Raw genomic sequence first — 14,538 nt, 5'->3', positions numbered from 1 at the left:
TCCTGTCAATGGCTTGGCGCGTGGCGGCTCAATCCGCCTCGGCGGCGAGATACTGCTGTTCCAGCTCCAGCAGATCGCGCTTGCGGTCCTTCAGCCGCCGCGCCGGGCTGCCAGCGTAGATGGTCCAGGGGCTGGTGGATTTCAGCACCAGCGAGGCCGAGCCGACCGAGCAGCCCTCTGCCAGTGTCACGCCGGGCGACACCAGCGAGCCTGCGCCGACAATGCAATGGCGGCCGATGTGCACGGGTTCCTTGATTTCCGTCTTGTAGGCGGCAGGAACCGTGGGGTTGGTCATTGTGGCGCCGCTGTAATCGTCGGACTGGGAAAACACCGACACCCGGTAGGCCAGGGTTGCGAAATCCTCCATCGTGATGCCGGGGGTGCCGCCGGCCAGCAGGCAGAAGGGGCCGATATAGACATTGCGCCCCAGGCTGATTTTGCCCGAGACCACGCAGAAGTCGTCGATCCGGCAGTTGTCTCCGATGTGCATCTTGTGCACCTCGTAGAGCGACGCCTTGTCGCTGATTTTCACGTTGCGGCCGAGGGAGGCAAAGCCCATCTGCGCCAGGGCGTCCTGCGTGTAATAGGCCATCAGGGGTTCTGCTGCAGCCAGCTGCGGGCTGTCTCGATGACGGTTTCGATGCTGCTGCCGAGCGCGAAGAACATCGGCAGGCGCACCAGCCGGGCGGAGATATCGTTGGTCACCGGCAGGTCGCCGGCGCTGCGCCCGTAGCGCAGGCCCGCGGGCGCCGAATGCAGCGGCACATAGTGGAACGGGGCGATGATGCCCGCCTCGCGCATGCCGGCGATGAAGGCGTCGCGGTCGTCCATGTCGCGCATCAGCAGATAGAACATATGGCCGTTGCCGGTGGTGTCCGGCGGCGTCTTGGGCAGGGTGACGCGGCCTGCGGCCTCGAGATCGGCAAAGGCCGCGCAGTAGCGGTCGTAGAGCGCCAGCCGGGTTTCCAGAATCGCGTCCGACTGCTCCAGCTGGCCATAGAGGAAGGCGGCGATCAGCTCCCCCGGCAGGAAGGAGGAGCCGATGTCGACCCAGGTGTATTTGTCCACCTGGCCGCGCAGGAAGCGGGAGCGGTTGGTGCCCTTCTCGCGGATGATCTCGGCGCGTTCCACCAGGTCGGGGCGGGTCAGGGTCAGCGCGCCGCCCTCGCCGCTGATGATGTTCTTGGTCTCATGGAAGCTGAACGCCGCCATATCCCCCAGCGACCCCGCCGGGCGGCCCTTGTAGGTGGAGCCGAAGGCCTGCGCCGCGTCCTCGACCAGCACCAGATCGCGGGCGCGGGTGATCTCTGCCAGGCGGTCCATGTCGGCGGGGAAGCCCGCGTAATGCACCGCAAAGATGGCGCGGGTGCGGGTGCTGATGGCCGCGGAGACTTTCTCCGGGTCGATGTTGAGGGTTTCGGGGTCGATATCGACAAATACCGGCACCGCGCCGCGCAGCGCCACGGCATTGGCGGTGGAGACAAAGGTGAACGAAGGCATGATCACCTCGTCGCCCGGCTGCAGATCGCAGAGCAGCGCCGCCATTTCCAGCGCCGCGGTGCAGGAATGGGTCAGGAGCGCCGCATCGGCGCCGGTCTTGTCCGCGATCTGGGCGTTGCACAGATGGGTGAACCGCCCGTCGCCGGACAGCTGCCCGAACTCCAGCGCTTCCTGGATATGCGCCAGCTCCCCGCCGATCATCGAGGGTTTGTTGAAAGGGATTCTCGCTGTGGCCATGTGCCAGCCCGCCTCGTTTGATCTTCGCCGACCTTTATATTGGCTTTGCCGCAAGCCGCAAGGGAACCGGGGGCGGGGGTCTGTCAGGGCAGGCGGCTGGCTGCTGCGTTTCAGGTGCGCCGGCGGCCCTGGCCGGGGAGCCGTACCGCCTCACATCAAAATTTCTTAATGATGCGCGCAAAATTCCTGATTTGACCGGGCGGCGAATTTCCCTGAGGGTTCCACAGCTTGTCAGGAGAGAGCCGATGGACCGTTCCGCGCCGCTGTTTACCCCCGTTCTGATCGTGGGCTGCATCATCATCATGGTGAGCTTTGCGGTGCGCGCCTCCTTTGGCGTCTTTCAGATCCCGATTGCCGAGGAGTTCGGCTGGCTGCGGTCTGAGTTCTCGCTGGCGATTGCCATCCAGAACCTGGCCTGGGGCATCGGGCAGCCGGTTTTCGGTGCCATTGCCGAGAAGATCGGCGACCGCAAGGCGATCGTGATGGGCGCCATCGTCTATGCCGCGGGGTTGGTGCTGAGCGCGGCGTCCACCACGCCGTTCGAGATGCAGGCCTATGAGTGGCTGGTGGGCTTTGGCATTGCCGGCACCGGGTTCGGCGTGGTGCTGGCGGTGGTCGGGCGCGCCAGTTCCGACGAAAACCGCTCGATGTCGCTGGCGATTGTCACCGCGGCCGGGTCCGCCGGGCAGATTTTCGGCGCGCCGACGGCGGAGTGGCTGCTCGGCTTCCTGCCCTGGCAAACGATTTTCCTGCTGTTTGCAGGCGTGGTGCTGGCGCTGATCGCGCTGCTGCCGCTGATGCGGGCGCCGGAGGCGGCGTCGAAGATGGAACTGGAAGAGAGCATGGGGGCGATCCTGAAGAAGGCCTTCAAGGACCCCTCTTATACGCTGATCTTCCTGGGCTTTTTCAGCTGCGGCTATCAGCTGGCCTTTGTCACCGCGCATTTCCCGGCCTTCGTGACCGAGATGTGCGGACCGATCCTGCCGGGCGGGGCGCTGCATTCGATCGGCATCACCACCACGTCCGCGCTGGGCGCGGCGGCGATTTCGCTGATTGGCGCCGCCAATGTGGGCGGCACGCTGCTGGCGGGCTACCTGGGCAAGCGCTATTCCAAGAAATACCTGCTGGCAGCGATCTATACCGGGCGGACGATTGCGGCGGCGGCCTTCATCCTGTTCCCGATCACGCCCCTCAGCGTCATCATCTTCTCGGTGGCCATGGGCTCGCTGTGGCTGGCGACGGTGCCGCTGACCTCCGGCCTGGTCGCGCATATCTATGGCTTGCGCTACATGGGCACGCTTTACGGCATCGTGTTCTTCAGCCACCAGCTGGGCAGCTTCCTGGGCGTGTGGCTGGGCGGGCGGATGTATGACGCCTATGGCGATTACACCCTGGTCTGGTGGATCGGGGTCGGCGTCGGGGCGTTCAGCGCCATCGTGCATCTGCCGGTGAAGGAACGCCCGCTGGGGCAGGCAGCGGCGGCTCCGGCGGCGGCGTAACGCAGGCGGCCCGTTCCGGGGCCGGTCAAAGAACCGGGGCGCTGCCCGCCGCCATCGGACTTGAACCAATGGCGCACCAGTGGCAGCCCCCGGAGTATTTCCGGAAAGATGAAAAGGGGCGGCTGTGGTCAGGTGAGGCCGCGGCGGTGGTTCCGGGCAATGATCTCCAGCACCTCCTCAGTGTGGGTATAGGGCAGCCCGTGGCCCGCACCGGCGATCTCCTCCTGCCGGACGGAGCGGGCGCGTTCGGCGAGGCGGCCGGCTGAGTACGGCGGGATCACCGCGTCCTCCCGGCCCCAGACCGCCAGCGCGGGCACACCCTTCTTGTGCAGGCTGTGCAGCTCTTCGGTGAAATCCCCGTTCAGGATGCCGCGCAGCGAGGCGAGCACGGCCGGGATGAAGCCGCGGTAGCTCAGCTCCTGCTGCTGCAGGTCGGTGATGCCGGGGACGGAGGAGGGCAGATCGCGCTCCGCCTCGGTGCCGCGGAGATGCAGGGCGGGGTAGATCGCGTGCATCAGCCAGTCGCCGATCAGCGGGACATGACGGATGATATGGGTCACCCGGTCCGGGCTGCGGCCGAAGCCGGCCGGCGCCAGCAGGATCAGCTCGCGCAGGCGGGTGGGGTGGGCGGCGGCAAAGGCGGTGGCGATGGCGCCGCCCATGGAATAGCCGATCAGGGTGACATCGTCGCCGACCTCCTGATCCGCCAGCAGCTCCTCCAGCTGGGTGAGGAAGAAGGCGCGGTCCTGCGGGCCGGAGGGGCGGTCCGAGTAGCCGCGCCCGTAGAGATCGTAGGTCAGCACCCGGTAGCCCATCGCGCCCAGCCCCTTGGCGATGCCGTTCCAGACGAAAGACGGTGTGGTGAGGCCGTGCACGCAGACCGCGACGGGGCCGCGCAGGGGGCCGGTCCAGCGGTAGTGGGTGCAGCCGCCAGGCAGCTGCGCCAGCGCCCCGGGGGCGGTCTGGCGGGCCTTGGCATCCATCGGTCTGCGCAGACGCTCGCGCAGGAAGGGCGCCACGGCGGCTGCCAGAACGGCGAGGGCCAGCAGCCAGATCATGCCCGGGCCTTCCACTTCTGCAGGATGTGGTGGCTGGTCATCAGGTCCAGATGGGCGCCGCCGCCGTTCTTGAACAGGGTGATCTGTGCGGGATCGAAGGCGGGGAATTTACCGAGGCCGTAGTAATCCGCCAGCACGTCGCTGCGCTGGATGGTGCCCGCGGCCAGCGGGATCTTGAACTCGCCGATGTGGTCCAGGGTGGTGTCGAAGCTGTCGCAGTAGATCTGCGCGCGCTTCAGGGCTTCGTCATCGGCCTCGCGCATGTCGGGGCGGTAGGCGCCGATCAGGTTGAGGTGCTGGCCGGGGCGGAGCCACTCGCCCTTGATCACCGGATCGGAGGACATGGTGCAGGTGACGATGATGTCAGCGGCGCGCACCGCCGGTTCCAGATCTGCTGCGTGCAGGGTGCCGGGGTACTGGGCGCAGAGCTCTTCGGCCTTGGAGGCGGTGCGGTTCCAGACCCGGACCTGCGCCTGCGGGAAGCCGGCGCCGAAGGCCTCGATCAGGGAGGCGCCGACGGTGCCCGCGCCGACGATCAGCACCTCTTGCGCCTCCGGATTGGCCAGCCGCAGGGCGCCCAGCAGGCTGTCGCCGGCGGTCTTCCACTTGGTGACCAGGTGGAAATCCACCAGGGCCTCCAGCGTGCCGTCGCCGTCCGAGTAGAGGCAGACGGAGCCGTTGATCATCGGCTTGCCCGAATCCGGGTTGCGCGGGAAGATGTTGGCGGTTTTCACCGCGATGCCCAGCCCGTCGATCCAGGCGGAGCGGCTCAGCAGCGTGTCGGGATCGCGGTAGAGGAAAGTGTCGCCGATCTCTGCCTTGGGCAGGTCGTGGCTGGCGGCCAGCGCGTCCGCGAAGCTGACCCAATCCAGCAGGGCTTCACCTTCTTCAAAGCTGATGAACGGGATGGTCATGGGCCTGTTGTCCTTCTTTCTGCGGGCCGTCTCAGGCGGCTTCTTGTTCGGTCAGCAGCCCCGCCTGCACCAGCCGCCCGGCGAATGGCGCGGGGGCGGTGAACAGATGGGTCTGCCAGCCGCGCGCATCGGCGGCTTCGATGTTTTCGGGCCGGTCGTCGGTGAACAGCAGGTGCTGCGGCTCCACCCCGGTTTCGCGTTCGAGAATGGCATAGATCTCCGGCTCTGGCTTGATGCATTTCAGATGCGCCGAGACAAATGTGCGGTCAAAGCCACGCAAGGCCGGGTAGGCGCCGCAGGCGATCTCGAACGTCTCGGTGCCGAAGTTGCTGAGGGCAAAGACCGGGACGCCCTTGGACTGCAGCATCTGCATCAGCCGGACGGAGCGGGGGATTTCGCGCGGGACCAGCTGGAGCCAGCAGTCGTGCCACCAGCGGATTTCCTCAGCCCACTCCGGGTGCTGCTCTGCCAGGGCATAGACGCTGCCGCGGAAGGGGTGGCCGCGGTCGACGTTCAGGTTCATTTCGTGCAGCGGCACCTGTTCGAACAGCTGCTGGCGGCGGGCCGCGCCGATGCGGCTGTCGTAGAAGCGTTCCGGCTCCCACTCGATCAGCACGCGGCCGATATCGAAGACGACGGCGTCGATGGTCATAGGGTTCATCCTTCTGCGCGCGGGCGGGGCCGCGGGGCGGGGCGGTTCTTGCGGGTTTCGCGCCAGACCGAGACCAGGCCGGAGGCAATGATCAGGGCGCTTCCGGCCCAGACGGCGAGGTCAGGCCATTCGTTGAAGATCAGCACGCCCCACAGGACCGACATCGGCATCGCGATGTACTCAAAAGGCGCCGCCAGCGCGGCCTCGTTCATGCGGTAGGCCTGGCTGACCAGGTAACCGCCGGCCGAGCCCGCGATGCCGACGCCGATCAGATAGGGCCAGTCTTCAGGCGCGGGCCAGATCCAGGCGCGCAGGATGAAGTTGAAGGCGGGGCTGTCGCTGGTGGCAAAGCGTCCGTCACCGAAGACCAGGCCGGCCAGGGCGCTGAGCACCAGAAATCCCAGCATCGGGTAGAAGGCCAGCGTGGCGCCGGCCTCGGACCCGCCGGCGCGGCGGGTCAGCACGTGCAGGGTGGCATAGCCGCAGGCGCCGAGGAACGGCAGGATTGCAGCTGGCTGAAACGTGCCGGCACCGGGGCGCATGATGATCAGCACGCCCAGGAACCCGACCACCACCGCGCCCCAGCGCCAGGGGCCGGGGCGTTCACCGAGGAACAGGGCTGACAGGGTGGTGACGATGAGGGGCGTGGCAAAGGCGATGGCCACCGCCTCGGCCAGCGGCAGCAGGGTAAGGCCGGTGAAGAAGCAGATGTTGGCAAAGAACACCACCAGGCAGCGCAGCAGGTGCAGTTTCGGCTGGTGGGTGCGCAGCAGGTGGTAGCCGCCCTCCAGCGGCATGATGATCGCCAGCATCACCGCAACCGCGATGACCGAGCGGAACAGCACCATTTCATAAAGCGGGTAGTCGCCCGACAGGAACTTGAAGATCATGTCGATGACGGAAAAGGCAATGCCGGCGCCGGCGGCGGCAAACAGGCCGGGGACGCTGATCTTCACCTCTGCGCTCATGCCGTTGCCCTCCCGTCTCCTGCCCTTGATCAGTGGCGCAATTGGTTTGTTCGGGCAATGGGGCGGGGGGCGGAAAATGCAATTTTTCCGGGCAAATTTCCGGGGCGGTATTTTGGCGACAGAACGCCGGGGCCGGTGTTCGATGGGGGGATGGTTTATTGGCTGAGAAGCGGTTCAGGGACAGGTCTGCCCTGAACGCGCCTGCCCAAGTGTTGGGCGGCCTGAACCCTGGTCAAGGCCAGGCCGCGCTGCCGCGCGGTCCGCTGGCGCGGAGCCTTGACCCGGGAGCAGGCCTGCGGCGGCAAGCATTTGCGTTTGCGAACAGGGGGATCACGCAAAGTCATTGGGCACGGCGGGCAGCGGCGCCTAGGTTTGGCCGTAAACCAGCACATGAGGCGGCCATGATCACCTGTTACATCACATATGAAATTCATCCCGATAAGGTTGAGGCCTTTGAGGTCTACGCCAAGGCCTGGATCCCGCTGGTGGAGCGGTTCGGCGGCACCCATCACGGCTATTTCCTGCCGCATGAGAGCGCCAATGATCTGGCGGTGGCGCTGTTTTCCTTCCCGTCGCTGGCGGCCTATGAGGACTACCGCGCAAAGAGCTTTGAGGATGAGGATTGCCTGGCGGCATTCCGCTTCGCCCGGGAAAACGGGATTGTCCGGCGCTATGACCGGACCTTCCTGCGGCCGGTTCTGGAGGGGGATCTGGCGCCGCTGAAGGCCGCGATGGCTTAGCGGCCCGCCTTGGCGGCGCGCAGCTCGCGCTCCAGCGCGTCCAGGAAGCGGGAGCGGTCGGCCTTGGTGAAGCCCTTGCCGCCGCCCTGCATGCCCAGCGGGTTGGCGGCGCGCAGGTCGGCCATCAGGTCGCGCATCGCCAGCTGCTGGCCGATGTTGGCCTGGGTAAAGCGCTCGCCGTTGTGGCGCAGCACGCGGGCGCCGGCCTCGATGCATTTGGCGGCCAGCGGGATGTCCCCGGTCACCACCACATCGCCCGGCCCGCAGCGGTCTGCGATCCACATGTCGGCCACATCGGCGCCCTCGGCCACGATCACGGTTTCCACCAGCGGGTTCTGCGAGGGGCGCAGCCCGCCGTTGGAGACCACGAACATGCGCAACCCGTGGCGGGTGGCGACCCGCTCGGCCTCCTGCTTGACCGGGCAGGCGTCGGCGTCGATGTAAAGCGCGGTCACTCTGCCGCCTTCTTCTCTGCCTCGGGGGCTTTCTCCGCCTTGGCCTCAGGTTTGGCTTTGGCCTTGCGGGCGGGTTTCTTGACCTTGAACTCTTCCGGGATTGGCATCCGGTTGAAGGCGTCGAGACCGGCGATTTTATAGGCTTCAGCAAGGGTCGGGTAGTTGAAGGTGTTCTGCACGAAGTAGTCCACCGTGCCCTTGAGGTTCAGCACCGCCTGGGCGATGTGAATGAGCTCTGTTGCGCCTTCGCCGACGATCTGCACGCCCAGCACCCTGCGGGTCTTGAGCGAGAACAGCATCTTCAGCATGCCGTGCTCCAGCCCCATGATGTGGCCGCGCGAGGTTTCGCGGAAGCGGGCGACGCCGACCTCGTAGGGGATGCCGCGCTCCTGCAGTTCTTCTTCGGACATGCCGCAGGTGGACATTTCCGGCACCGAGTAGATGCCGTAGGGGTACCAGGGGCTTTCCGGCAGGGTCGGGGTTTCCAGCGCGTGGCAGGCGGCAACGCGGCCCTGTTGCAGCGAGGTGGAGGCCAGCGACGGGTGGCCGATCACATCGCCGGCGGCATAGATGTGCGGCACTGCGGTCTGATAGGTCTTGCGGTCAACGCTGATGCGGCCGCGGTGGTCGGTCTTGAGTCCGACGGCGTCCAGGTTAAGCGCCGCGGTGGCCCCCATCCGGCCGGCCGCAAACAGCAGCATTTCCGAGCGCACATGGCGGCCGTTTGCGAGGATCACTTCGATATGCTCGCCCCGGTCCTCGATGCTTTCGACCGCGGAGCCGAGCCGCAGGTCGACACCGTTTTCGCGGATCTGGTGGGTGAAGTCCTGGATCAGGGTCTTGTCGATGAAGTCAAGGAAGGTCTCGCGCGGCTCGATCAGGGTGACGCGCACGTCCAGCGCCGAGAACATGGTGGCATATTCCACCCCGATGACGCCGGCGCCGATCACAACCAGTGAACGGGGGATTTCGGCCATCTCCAGGAACTCGTCGCCATCAACAACGGTCTTGCCGTTGAACGGCACATAATCCGGCCGGTAGGTGCGGGTGCCGGTGGAGATCAGGAATTTCTCCGCTGTCAGCCGGGTAGTCTCGCCGGCCTCAGTCGCCACCTCCACCTCATTCGGGCCGATGAATTTCGCCAGCCCGTTCAGGGTGTCCACATGGTTGCGGTTGAACTGGTGCTCCAGCACGTCGACCTCGTAATCCAGGGTCATGTGCAGGCGCGCCTTCAGGTCGTTTGCCTCGATCTGGTCCTTCACCCGGTAGGAGCGGCCGTAGAACGAGCGTTCGCGCCAGCCGGAGAGGTTCAGCACGGTTTCGCGCAGGGTCTTCGACGGGATGGTGCCGGTGTGCACCGACACCCCGCCGAGGCGGTCCTTGCGGTCAATGACCAGCACCCGGCGGTGCAGCTTGCCCGCCTGGATGGCAGCGGCGCGGCCCGAGGGGCCGGAGCCGATGATGATCAGGTCATAATCAAAGTCTTCACTCATGGCCGCGTCCTTTGGTCTTAGTTCTGGTACAGCGCGTCGGCGTGGAAGGAGACATGCTCCTCCATGAAGGTCGACACGAAGAAATAGCTGTGGTCATAGCCCGGCTGCATCCGCAGGGTGGCCTGCTGGCGGCGTTCGGCGACGGCGTGGGCCAGCGCCTCGGGCTTCAGCAGGTCGATGAACTGGTCGGAGGTGCCGGTGTCGATCAGGATCGGGCCGTCAAAGCCCTTTTCCCGCATCAAGAGGGTGGCGTCATGCTTGGCCCAGGCGGCTTCATCGTCGCCCAGATAGGCGCTCAGCTGCTTGCGGCCCCAGTCCGACTGGGTCGGGTTGGAGATCGGCGCAAAGGCGGAGACGGACTTGTAGCGGCCCGGCAGGTTCATCGCCAGCGTCAGCGCGCCGTGGCCGCCCATCGAGTGGCCGGTGATCGCCTGGCGGTCCAGGTCGATCGCAAAATTCTCACCCAGCAGCGCGGGCAGTTCCTCGGCCACGTAGTCCCACATGCGGAAATGCGGCGCCCAGGGGTCCTGGGTGGCGTTCACGTAGAAGCCCGCGCCCTGACCCAGGTCATAGGCGTCATCATCGGCCACGCCTTCGCCGCGGGGGGAGGTGTCGGGGAACACGATGGCGATGCCCTGCTCGGCGCACCAGGCCTGGGCGCCGGCCTTGGTCATGGCGTTTTCATGGGTGCAGGTGAGGCCCGACAGATACCACAGCACCGGCACCGGGCCGTCCTTGGCCTCCTCCGGCAGGAACAGGCCAAAGGTCATGTCGCCGCCGGTGGCGCTGCTGGCGTGTTTGTAGACGCCCTGGGTGCCGCCAAAGGCGCGGTTCTCGGAAACGGTTTCCATGGGTGAGGCTCCTCAAATCTGTTAGCCCTATCGCTATCCGCAGTTGGCCTCAGGGTCCAGCGGATGGGCGGCAGCAATGCCGGTTTTTGCGGCATGAGGCTTGCGGAAACGCAAACAATCGGGGCTTTGGCCGCCGGGCGGCTGCCGCATTTGCGCAGGGGGTGCTGGACAGCCGGCGCGAAAACCGGGACAGTCCGCGGCTGGAACCAGAGGGAGGCAAAGGCATGAGCAATTTTCTGAGACTGACACCGGAGGCCGCGGAGGCGGAGGTGGAGCGCCCGGCAGCCGACAGGGTGATTGCGGGCGATCCGGTGTTCACCACCTGGAACGCGGAGGAGCGGGACGGGCTTTACTGCGGCATCTGGCAGTCGACGCCGGGCAAGTGGCGGATTTCCTATGACGAGTGGGAATACTGCCGGATCCTGCAGGGGCGCTCTGTCATCACCAGCGACGACGGCACTGAATACCCGCTGGCAGCGGGCGACAGCTTCATCCTGCGGCCCGGCTTCAGCGGTACCTGGGAGGTGATCGAGACCACCCGCAAGGATTACGTGATCCGGCTTTAGGGGTTGCGGGTCAGGAGACCCAGGCGATCACCGCCGGCACGGTGACGATCGACACCACGGTGGAGATGAAGATGGCGGCGGAGGCCCGGTGCGGGGCCACGCCGTAATGCTGCGCCAGCATGTAGACATTGCCCGCTACCGGCAGCGAGGCGGCAGCGATGGCAACCGCGGCAGAGAACGGCGCCGCCGGGATCAGCCACAGCACCGCGACGGCGACGCAGGCCGGGTGCAGCACCAGCTTGGCAAAGCTGAGCCAGCCCGCGACCTGCACCCGTTCCGCCGATTTCGAGGCGAGCGAGGCGCCGATGGCAAACAGCGCGCCGGGGGTGGCGGCGCCGCCGAGGATGGTGAGGAAATCATTTGCGGGCTCCGGGATCGGCAGCGCCGAGGCCGACCAGGCGAGGCCTGCGACAATGGACAGGATCATCGGGTTCTTGAGCAGGCCCAAGCCAACAAGTTTCAGGGTTGCCAGCCCAAGCCCCTGGCCGCGGCCCGCGTTGATCAGGATCACGATCAGCGAGGAAAACACCACCAGATCGACGCTGAGCACCACCATCATCGGCGCCGCGGAGGCCGGGCCGAACAGGATCGCCATCATCGGCAGGCCCAGGAAGCCGACATTGCCGATCGCCGCGCATTGCGCCTCCACCGCTGCGGTGGGCACGTCCAGGCCGCGGATCATGGCGACGGCTGTCACCAGCAGATAGACCGCCAAGGTGCCCGCCAGGTAGCCGAGGATCAGCGCGGGGTCGAAGACCTCGGCAAAGGACAGGTTGGCGGCGAAGCCGAAGATCATCGCCGAAAGCGGGAAGTAGAACACGAAACGGGTGAGATAGGCGGTGGCTTCCTCGGTGAAGAAGCGGCTGCGCCCGGCCCAGTAGCCGAGGCCGATGATTGCAAAGAAGGGCAGGGTGCGGAAGAAGATCTCGGCCATGGGGAATTGGTAACAAGAGCTGACCAATTGGCAAAGGCTGTTTTTTGGGCAGGCGTTGAACGGGCAGGTCTTGATGGGGCAGGGGCGTGCTCCCGCCTGTTCAGCGGCATTCTGAAGAATGCCTTTCACAGTTGGGCGTGGCCCCGTGCGCTGCACGGGGCAAGGGGTTCTGCAGAGACGCGCTCTAAGGGCAGGTGTGCCCTAAGAGCGCCATGCCGATTGTGTGACCGGGCTTCTCCGCCTCAAGGGTGAACCGCGCCACGGCGCGGCGGCTTTGCCGCCCTTGACCCAGAGAAGCCCAGAGTAAGGCATGCACCGCAGCGCGTCAGCGCTGCCGGGCCCAACCGGGAAGGGGCAGCCTTTGGCTGCTCCGGATCGGGCGGGAGGGCTTTAGCTGTTTAGGTCAGCCGCTGCCGATCAGCATGCCGGCGCCCAGCACAAGGGCGCCGCCCAGCACCACCTGCATGGTGGCGCGCCAGAACGGGGTTTCCATGAAGCGGTTCTGGATCCAGGCGATGGCCCAAAGCTCCACAAAGACGATCAGCAGCGCCAGCGTGGTGGCGGTCCAGAAATCCGGGATCAGGTAGGGCAGGGCGTGGCCGAGGCCGCCGACGGTGGTCATGATGCCGGAGGCCAGCCCGCGTTTGACGGGGGAGCCGCGGCCCGACAGCTCGCCGTCATCCGAGGCCGCTTCGGTGAAACCCATCGAGATGCCGGCCCCGACCGAGGCCGCCATGCCGACCAGGAAGGTGGTCCAGGTGTCCTGGGTGGCAAAGGCGGTGGCAAAGATCGGCGCCAGGGTGGAGACCGAGCCGTCCATCAGCCCGGCCAGCCCCGGCTGCACCCAGGTCAGCACGAACTGGCGGTGGGCGGCGCGGTCCTCGTCCGCGCGGGTGCCGTCGTCCAGATGCGCCTCCTGCAGCTCTCCGGCGCGGGCCTGGTGCCCGGCCTCGGCGGCGGCCAAATCGCCCAGCAGTTTGCGGGTCGCCGCGTCCCGGGTGCGGGCGGCGGCGGCGGTGTAGAAGCGTTCGGCGTCGCGCTCCATCGCGCGGGCCTCGTCGCGGATGCGGTCCAGGCTGAGGTTCTCCATCAGCCAAATGGGGCGGCGGGCATAGTATCCCGCCACATGCTCGCGCCGGATCAGCGGGATGGCGGGGCCGAACCGCGCTTCGTGCAGGGCAATCAGCTGGGCGCGGTGCTCGTCCTCCTCCGCCGCCATTCCGTCAAACATTGCCGCAGAGGCGGGATATTCGGCGCGCAGCCGCTCGGCGTAGCCGCGGTAGATGCGCGCATCGTCCTCCTCGGAGGAGATTGCAAGGGCAAGGATTTCCTGGCCGGTCAAATCCGCAAAGTGCTTGCGCTGGGTGAAAAATCGCATCTGCCGCCCCTCAGTTTAGAATAATTCTAAACATAACGGTTCCGCGAGGGAGCGCAAGATGATGCGGCTTAACCTGTTGCAATGGGACGGCGCAGGCTACATTAGGCCCAGACCCCTACGCAGCCAACGGAGCCCGCATGAACCAGCAAGCCAGCGTCCTGCGCACCGGCCGGAAATTCGATCAGGTCCTGGAAGGCGCGCGCGAGGTGTTCCTGGCGGACGGCTTCGAGGGCGCCAGCGTCGACAAGATCGCCAAGGCGGCGGGGGTCTCCAAGGCGACGCTCTACAGCTATTTCCCCGACAAGCGGGTGCTGTTCATGGAGGTGGTGCGCTCAGCCTGCGTGCAGCAGGCGGATGAATCGCTGGACCTGACGCCCGGCAGCTGCGGGCCGCGGGATGTGCTGCGGGCGGCGGCGGAGCGGGTGCACGGGGTGCTGCTGGGCGGCTTCAGCCTGCAGCTGTTCCGCATCTTCGTGGCCGAGGCCGACCGGTTCCCGGAACTGGGGCCGATGTTCTATGAAAGCGGGCCGATGGTGCTGCACGGGGAGATCCAGGCCTATATGGAGGTCGCGGCGGCGCGAGGAGAATTGAAGATCGAAGACGCCGATCTGGCCGCCGCGCAGTTCATCGAGCTGTGCAAGGCCGATGTGTTCCTGCGCTTCCTGTTCAAGATCGACACCGAGTTCACCGAGGCTGAGCGCGAGCGGGTGATCAGCGGCGCGATCGACACCTTCATGGCGCGGTTCGGCGCCTGAACCTGCGGCCTGCGGGAGCGGTGCCCCGTCACTTTCCTCTCAGTGTGTGGTGAAGCTGTTGGGGGTGCTGCGGTAGGTCTCGTGACAGCTGAGACAGCTTTGCATCAGGCCGGGCAGGGAGCGGCGCAGGGCGGGCAGGGAGCGGGTGTTAAGGTTCCTGGCCGCGGCTTGGGCGGTTCCGGCGCGGGCCTTGAAATCATCCCAGGCGTGCCAGATCAGCGGCCGGGCGTTGGAGCGCGGATCCAGTTGCGGTTTCTTGAAGTGCTTGCGGATGCTGCCGGTGGATTTGATCAGCTGGCGCCGGGCGCTGCGGGCCTTGTCCCGGTCGAAGATGACGCGCCCGGCCATCATGCCGGTGAGCACGTCCATCGCCGCCTTCTGCCCGGTCATCAGGGCGATGCGGCGGGTCACATGCTTGCTGAGGCCGCTATCCGCCGTGACCGGGGCCGAGGGGCCGGCGGCCAGGGCCGCAAGCAGGGCGAAACAGGCAAGAGGTTTGAGCAGGCGCAGGGTCATGGCGCAGTGCTCATGCGGATTG

Annotated in this window: 16 protein-coding genes; 4 read left to right on the top strand and 12 right to left on the bottom strand. The window is 66.4% G+C overall.

What is annotated here, in order from left to right:
- Nucleotides 1-28: 28 nt before the first annotated feature.
- Together AB1A62_RS15185 and rffA are read right to left on the bottom strand one after the other, a co-directional pair.
- Nucleotides 29-592 carry a hypothetical protein gene (locus AB1A62_RS15185; protein WP_366662294.1) on the bottom strand — a complete coding sequence of 188 codons (564 nt, stop codon included), beginning with the start codon at nucleotides 590-592 and terminating at the stop codon, nucleotides 29-31.
- Entirely contained in the window at nucleotides 592-1,737 is a 1,146-nt protein-coding gene (rffA, locus tag AB1A62_RS15180; protein WP_366662293.1) for a dTDP-4-amino-4,6-dideoxygalactose transaminase, read from the bottom strand. The genes AB1A62_RS15185 and rffA overlap by 1 nt, the downstream gene beginning before the upstream one ends.
- Nucleotides 1,738-1,982: 245 nt before the next feature.
- Here rffA and AB1A62_RS15175 point away from each other — a divergent pair, with 245 nt between their 5' ends.
- Nucleotides 1,983-3,236 (top strand): MFS transporter, encoded by a 1,254-nt coding sequence (locus tag AB1A62_RS15175; protein ID WP_366662292.1) that lies wholly within the window; start codon nucleotides 1,983-1,985, stop codon nucleotides 3,234-3,236.
- A gap of 128 nt (nucleotides 3,237-3,364) precedes the next feature.
- Here the strand turns inward: AB1A62_RS15175 and AB1A62_RS15170 are convergent, their stop codons facing one another.
- From AB1A62_RS15170 to AB1A62_RS15155, 4 genes are read right to left on the bottom strand one after another with little or no spacing between them, the layout of a single operon-like run.
- The gene (locus AB1A62_RS15170; RefSeq protein ID WP_366662291.1) at nucleotides 3,365-4,294 is read right to left on the bottom strand and encodes an alpha/beta fold hydrolase; all 930 of its coding nucleotides are present in this window, start codon (nucleotides 4,292-4,294) and stop codon (nucleotides 3,365-3,367) included.
- Nucleotides 4,291-5,208 (bottom strand): NAD(P)-binding domain-containing protein, encoded by a 918-nt coding sequence (locus AB1A62_RS15165; protein ID WP_366662290.1) that lies wholly within the window; start codon nucleotides 5,206-5,208, stop codon nucleotides 4,291-4,293. The genes AB1A62_RS15170 and AB1A62_RS15165 overlap by 4 nt, the downstream gene beginning before the upstream one ends.
- A gap of 31 nt (nucleotides 5,209-5,239) precedes the next feature.
- Complete coding sequence (locus tag AB1A62_RS15160; RefSeq protein ID WP_366662289.1) at nucleotides 5,240-5,860, bottom strand: HAD family phosphatase; 621 nt, start codon at nucleotides 5,858-5,860, stop codon at nucleotides 5,240-5,242.
- A 5-nt stretch (nucleotides 5,861-5,865) separates the two neighbouring features.
- Nucleotides 5,866-6,828: a DMT family transporter gene (locus AB1A62_RS15155; protein ID WP_366662288.1), complete on the bottom strand. Its 963-nt coding sequence runs from the start codon at nucleotides 6,826-6,828 to the stop codon at nucleotides 5,866-5,868.
- A 401-nt stretch (nucleotides 6,829-7,229) separates the two neighbouring features.
- Here AB1A62_RS15155 and AB1A62_RS15150 point away from each other — a divergent pair, with 401 nt between their 5' ends.
- Nucleotides 7,230-7,568, top strand: coding sequence for an NIPSNAP family protein (locus tag AB1A62_RS15150; protein WP_366662287.1), 339 nt, complete (start codon nucleotides 7,230-7,232; stop codon nucleotides 7,566-7,568).
- On the opposite strand, the gene AB1A62_RS15145 is transcribed toward AB1A62_RS15150, so the two are convergent.
- The 3 genes from AB1A62_RS15145 to fghA are packed head-to-tail and all read right to left on the bottom strand — an operon-like array spanning nucleotide 7,565 to nucleotide 10,367.
- The gene (locus tag AB1A62_RS15145; RefSeq protein ID WP_174148736.1) at nucleotides 7,565-8,023 is read right to left on the bottom strand and encodes a YaiI/YqxD family protein; all 459 of its coding nucleotides are present in this window, start codon (nucleotides 8,021-8,023) and stop codon (nucleotides 7,565-7,567) included. The genes AB1A62_RS15150 and AB1A62_RS15145 overlap by 4 nt on opposite strands.
- Nucleotides 8,020-9,516: a Si-specific NAD(P)(+) transhydrogenase gene (gene sthA, locus AB1A62_RS15140; RefSeq protein WP_366662286.1), complete on the bottom strand. Its 1,497-nt coding sequence runs from the start codon at nucleotides 9,514-9,516 to the stop codon at nucleotides 8,020-8,022. The genes AB1A62_RS15145 and sthA overlap by 4 nt, the downstream gene beginning before the upstream one ends.
- A gap of 17 nt (nucleotides 9,517-9,533) precedes the next feature.
- Nucleotides 9,534-10,367, bottom strand: coding sequence for an S-formylglutathione hydrolase (fghA, locus tag AB1A62_RS15135; protein ID WP_222476386.1), 834 nt, complete (start codon nucleotides 10,365-10,367; stop codon nucleotides 9,534-9,536).
- Nucleotides 10,368-10,591: 224 nt separating this feature from the next.
- Between fghA and AB1A62_RS15130 the strand changes: the two genes are divergently transcribed.
- Nucleotides 10,592-10,933, top strand: coding sequence for a cupin domain-containing protein (locus AB1A62_RS15130; RefSeq protein ID WP_366662285.1), 342 nt, complete (start codon nucleotides 10,592-10,594; stop codon nucleotides 10,931-10,933).
- 10 nt (nucleotides 10,934-10,943) lie between these two features.
- Here AB1A62_RS15130 and AB1A62_RS15125 read toward each other — a convergent pair whose 3' ends face one another.
- Together AB1A62_RS15125 and mbfA are read right to left on the bottom strand one after the other, a co-directional pair.
- Complete coding sequence (locus tag AB1A62_RS15125) at nucleotides 10,944-11,867, bottom strand: AEC family transporter (RefSeq protein ID WP_366662284.1); 924 nt, start codon at nucleotides 11,865-11,867, stop codon at nucleotides 10,944-10,946.
- Nucleotides 11,868-12,270: 403 nt separating this feature from the next.
- A complete protein-coding gene (gene mbfA, locus AB1A62_RS15120) occupies nucleotides 12,271-13,245 on the bottom strand; it encodes an iron exporter MbfA (RefSeq protein WP_366662283.1) in 975 nt (324 codons plus the stop codon).
- A 137-nt stretch (nucleotides 13,246-13,382) separates the two neighbouring features.
- On the opposite strand from mbfA, the gene AB1A62_RS15115 reads away from it, so the two are divergent.
- Nucleotides 13,383-14,000, top strand: coding sequence for a TetR/AcrR family transcriptional regulator (locus AB1A62_RS15115; protein ID WP_366662282.1), 618 nt, complete (start codon nucleotides 13,383-13,385; stop codon nucleotides 13,998-14,000).
- Between the two features lie 39 nt (nucleotides 14,001-14,039).
- Here AB1A62_RS15115 and AB1A62_RS15110 read toward each other — a convergent pair whose 3' ends face one another.
- The gene (locus tag AB1A62_RS15110) at nucleotides 14,040-14,516 is read right to left on the bottom strand and encodes a cytochrome c (protein ID WP_366662281.1); all 477 of its coding nucleotides are present in this window, start codon (nucleotides 14,514-14,516) and stop codon (nucleotides 14,040-14,042) included.
- Nucleotides 14,517-14,538: the final 22 nt, after the last annotated feature.

Source organism: Leisingera sp. JC11 (assembly GCF_040704725.1).
GTDB lineage: Bacteria > Pseudomonadota > Alphaproteobacteria > Rhodobacterales > Rhodobacteraceae > Leisingera.
Note: the sequence above shows the minus strand (reverse complement) of the source record. Positions and strands in the feature narration are given on the sequence as shown.

Excerpts from the sequence above, each read along its gene's own strand:
- AB1A62_RS15185 (WP_366662294.1), bottom strand. The coding sequence starts at position 592 with ATGGCCTATTACACGCAGGACGCCCTGGCGCAGATGGGCTTTGCCTCC.
- rffA (WP_366662293.1), bottom strand. The coding sequence starts at position 1,737 with ATGGCCACAGCGAGAATCCCTTTCAACAAACCCTCGATGATCGGCGGG.
- AB1A62_RS15175 (WP_366662292.1), top strand. The coding sequence starts at position 1,983 with ATGGACCGTTCCGCGCCGCTGTTTACCCCCGTTCTGATCGTGGGCTGC.
- AB1A62_RS15170 (WP_366662291.1), bottom strand. The coding sequence starts at position 4,294 with ATGATCTGGCTGCTGGCCCTCGCCGTTCTGGCAGCCGCCGTGGCGCCC.
- AB1A62_RS15165 (WP_366662290.1), bottom strand. The coding sequence starts at position 5,208 with ATGACCATCCCGTTCATCAGCTTTGAAGAAGGTGAAGCCCTGCTGGAT.
- AB1A62_RS15160 (WP_366662289.1), bottom strand. The coding sequence starts at position 5,860 with ATGACCATCGACGCCGTCGTCTTCGATATCGGCCGCGTGCTGATCGAG.
- AB1A62_RS15155 (WP_366662288.1), bottom strand. The coding sequence starts at position 6,828 with ATGAGCGCAGAGGTGAAGATCAGCGTCCCCGGCCTGTTTGCCGCCGCC.
- AB1A62_RS15150 (WP_366662287.1), top strand. The coding sequence starts at position 7,230 with ATGATCACCTGTTACATCACATATGAAATTCATCCCGATAAGGTTGAG.
- sthA (WP_366662286.1), bottom strand. The coding sequence starts at position 9,516 with ATGAGTGAAGACTTTGATTATGACCTGATCATCATCGGCTCCGGCCCC.
- fghA (WP_222476386.1), bottom strand. The coding sequence starts at position 10,367 with ATGGAAACCGTTTCCGAGAACCGCGCCTTTGGCGGCACCCAGGGCGTC.
- AB1A62_RS15130 (WP_366662285.1), top strand. The coding sequence starts at position 10,592 with ATGAGCAATTTTCTGAGACTGACACCGGAGGCCGCGGAGGCGGAGGTG.
- AB1A62_RS15125 (WP_366662284.1), bottom strand. The coding sequence starts at position 11,867 with ATGGCCGAGATCTTCTTCCGCACCCTGCCCTTCTTTGCAATCATCGGC.
- mbfA (WP_366662283.1), bottom strand. The coding sequence starts at position 13,245 with ATGCGATTTTTCACCCAGCGCAAGCACTTTGCGGATTTGACCGGCCAG.
- AB1A62_RS15115 (WP_366662282.1), top strand. The coding sequence starts at position 13,383 with ATGAACCAGCAAGCCAGCGTCCTGCGCACCGGCCGGAAATTCGATCAG.
- AB1A62_RS15110 (WP_366662281.1), bottom strand. The coding sequence starts at position 14,516 with ATGACCCTGCGCCTGCTCAAACCTCTTGCCTGTTTCGCCCTGCTTGCG.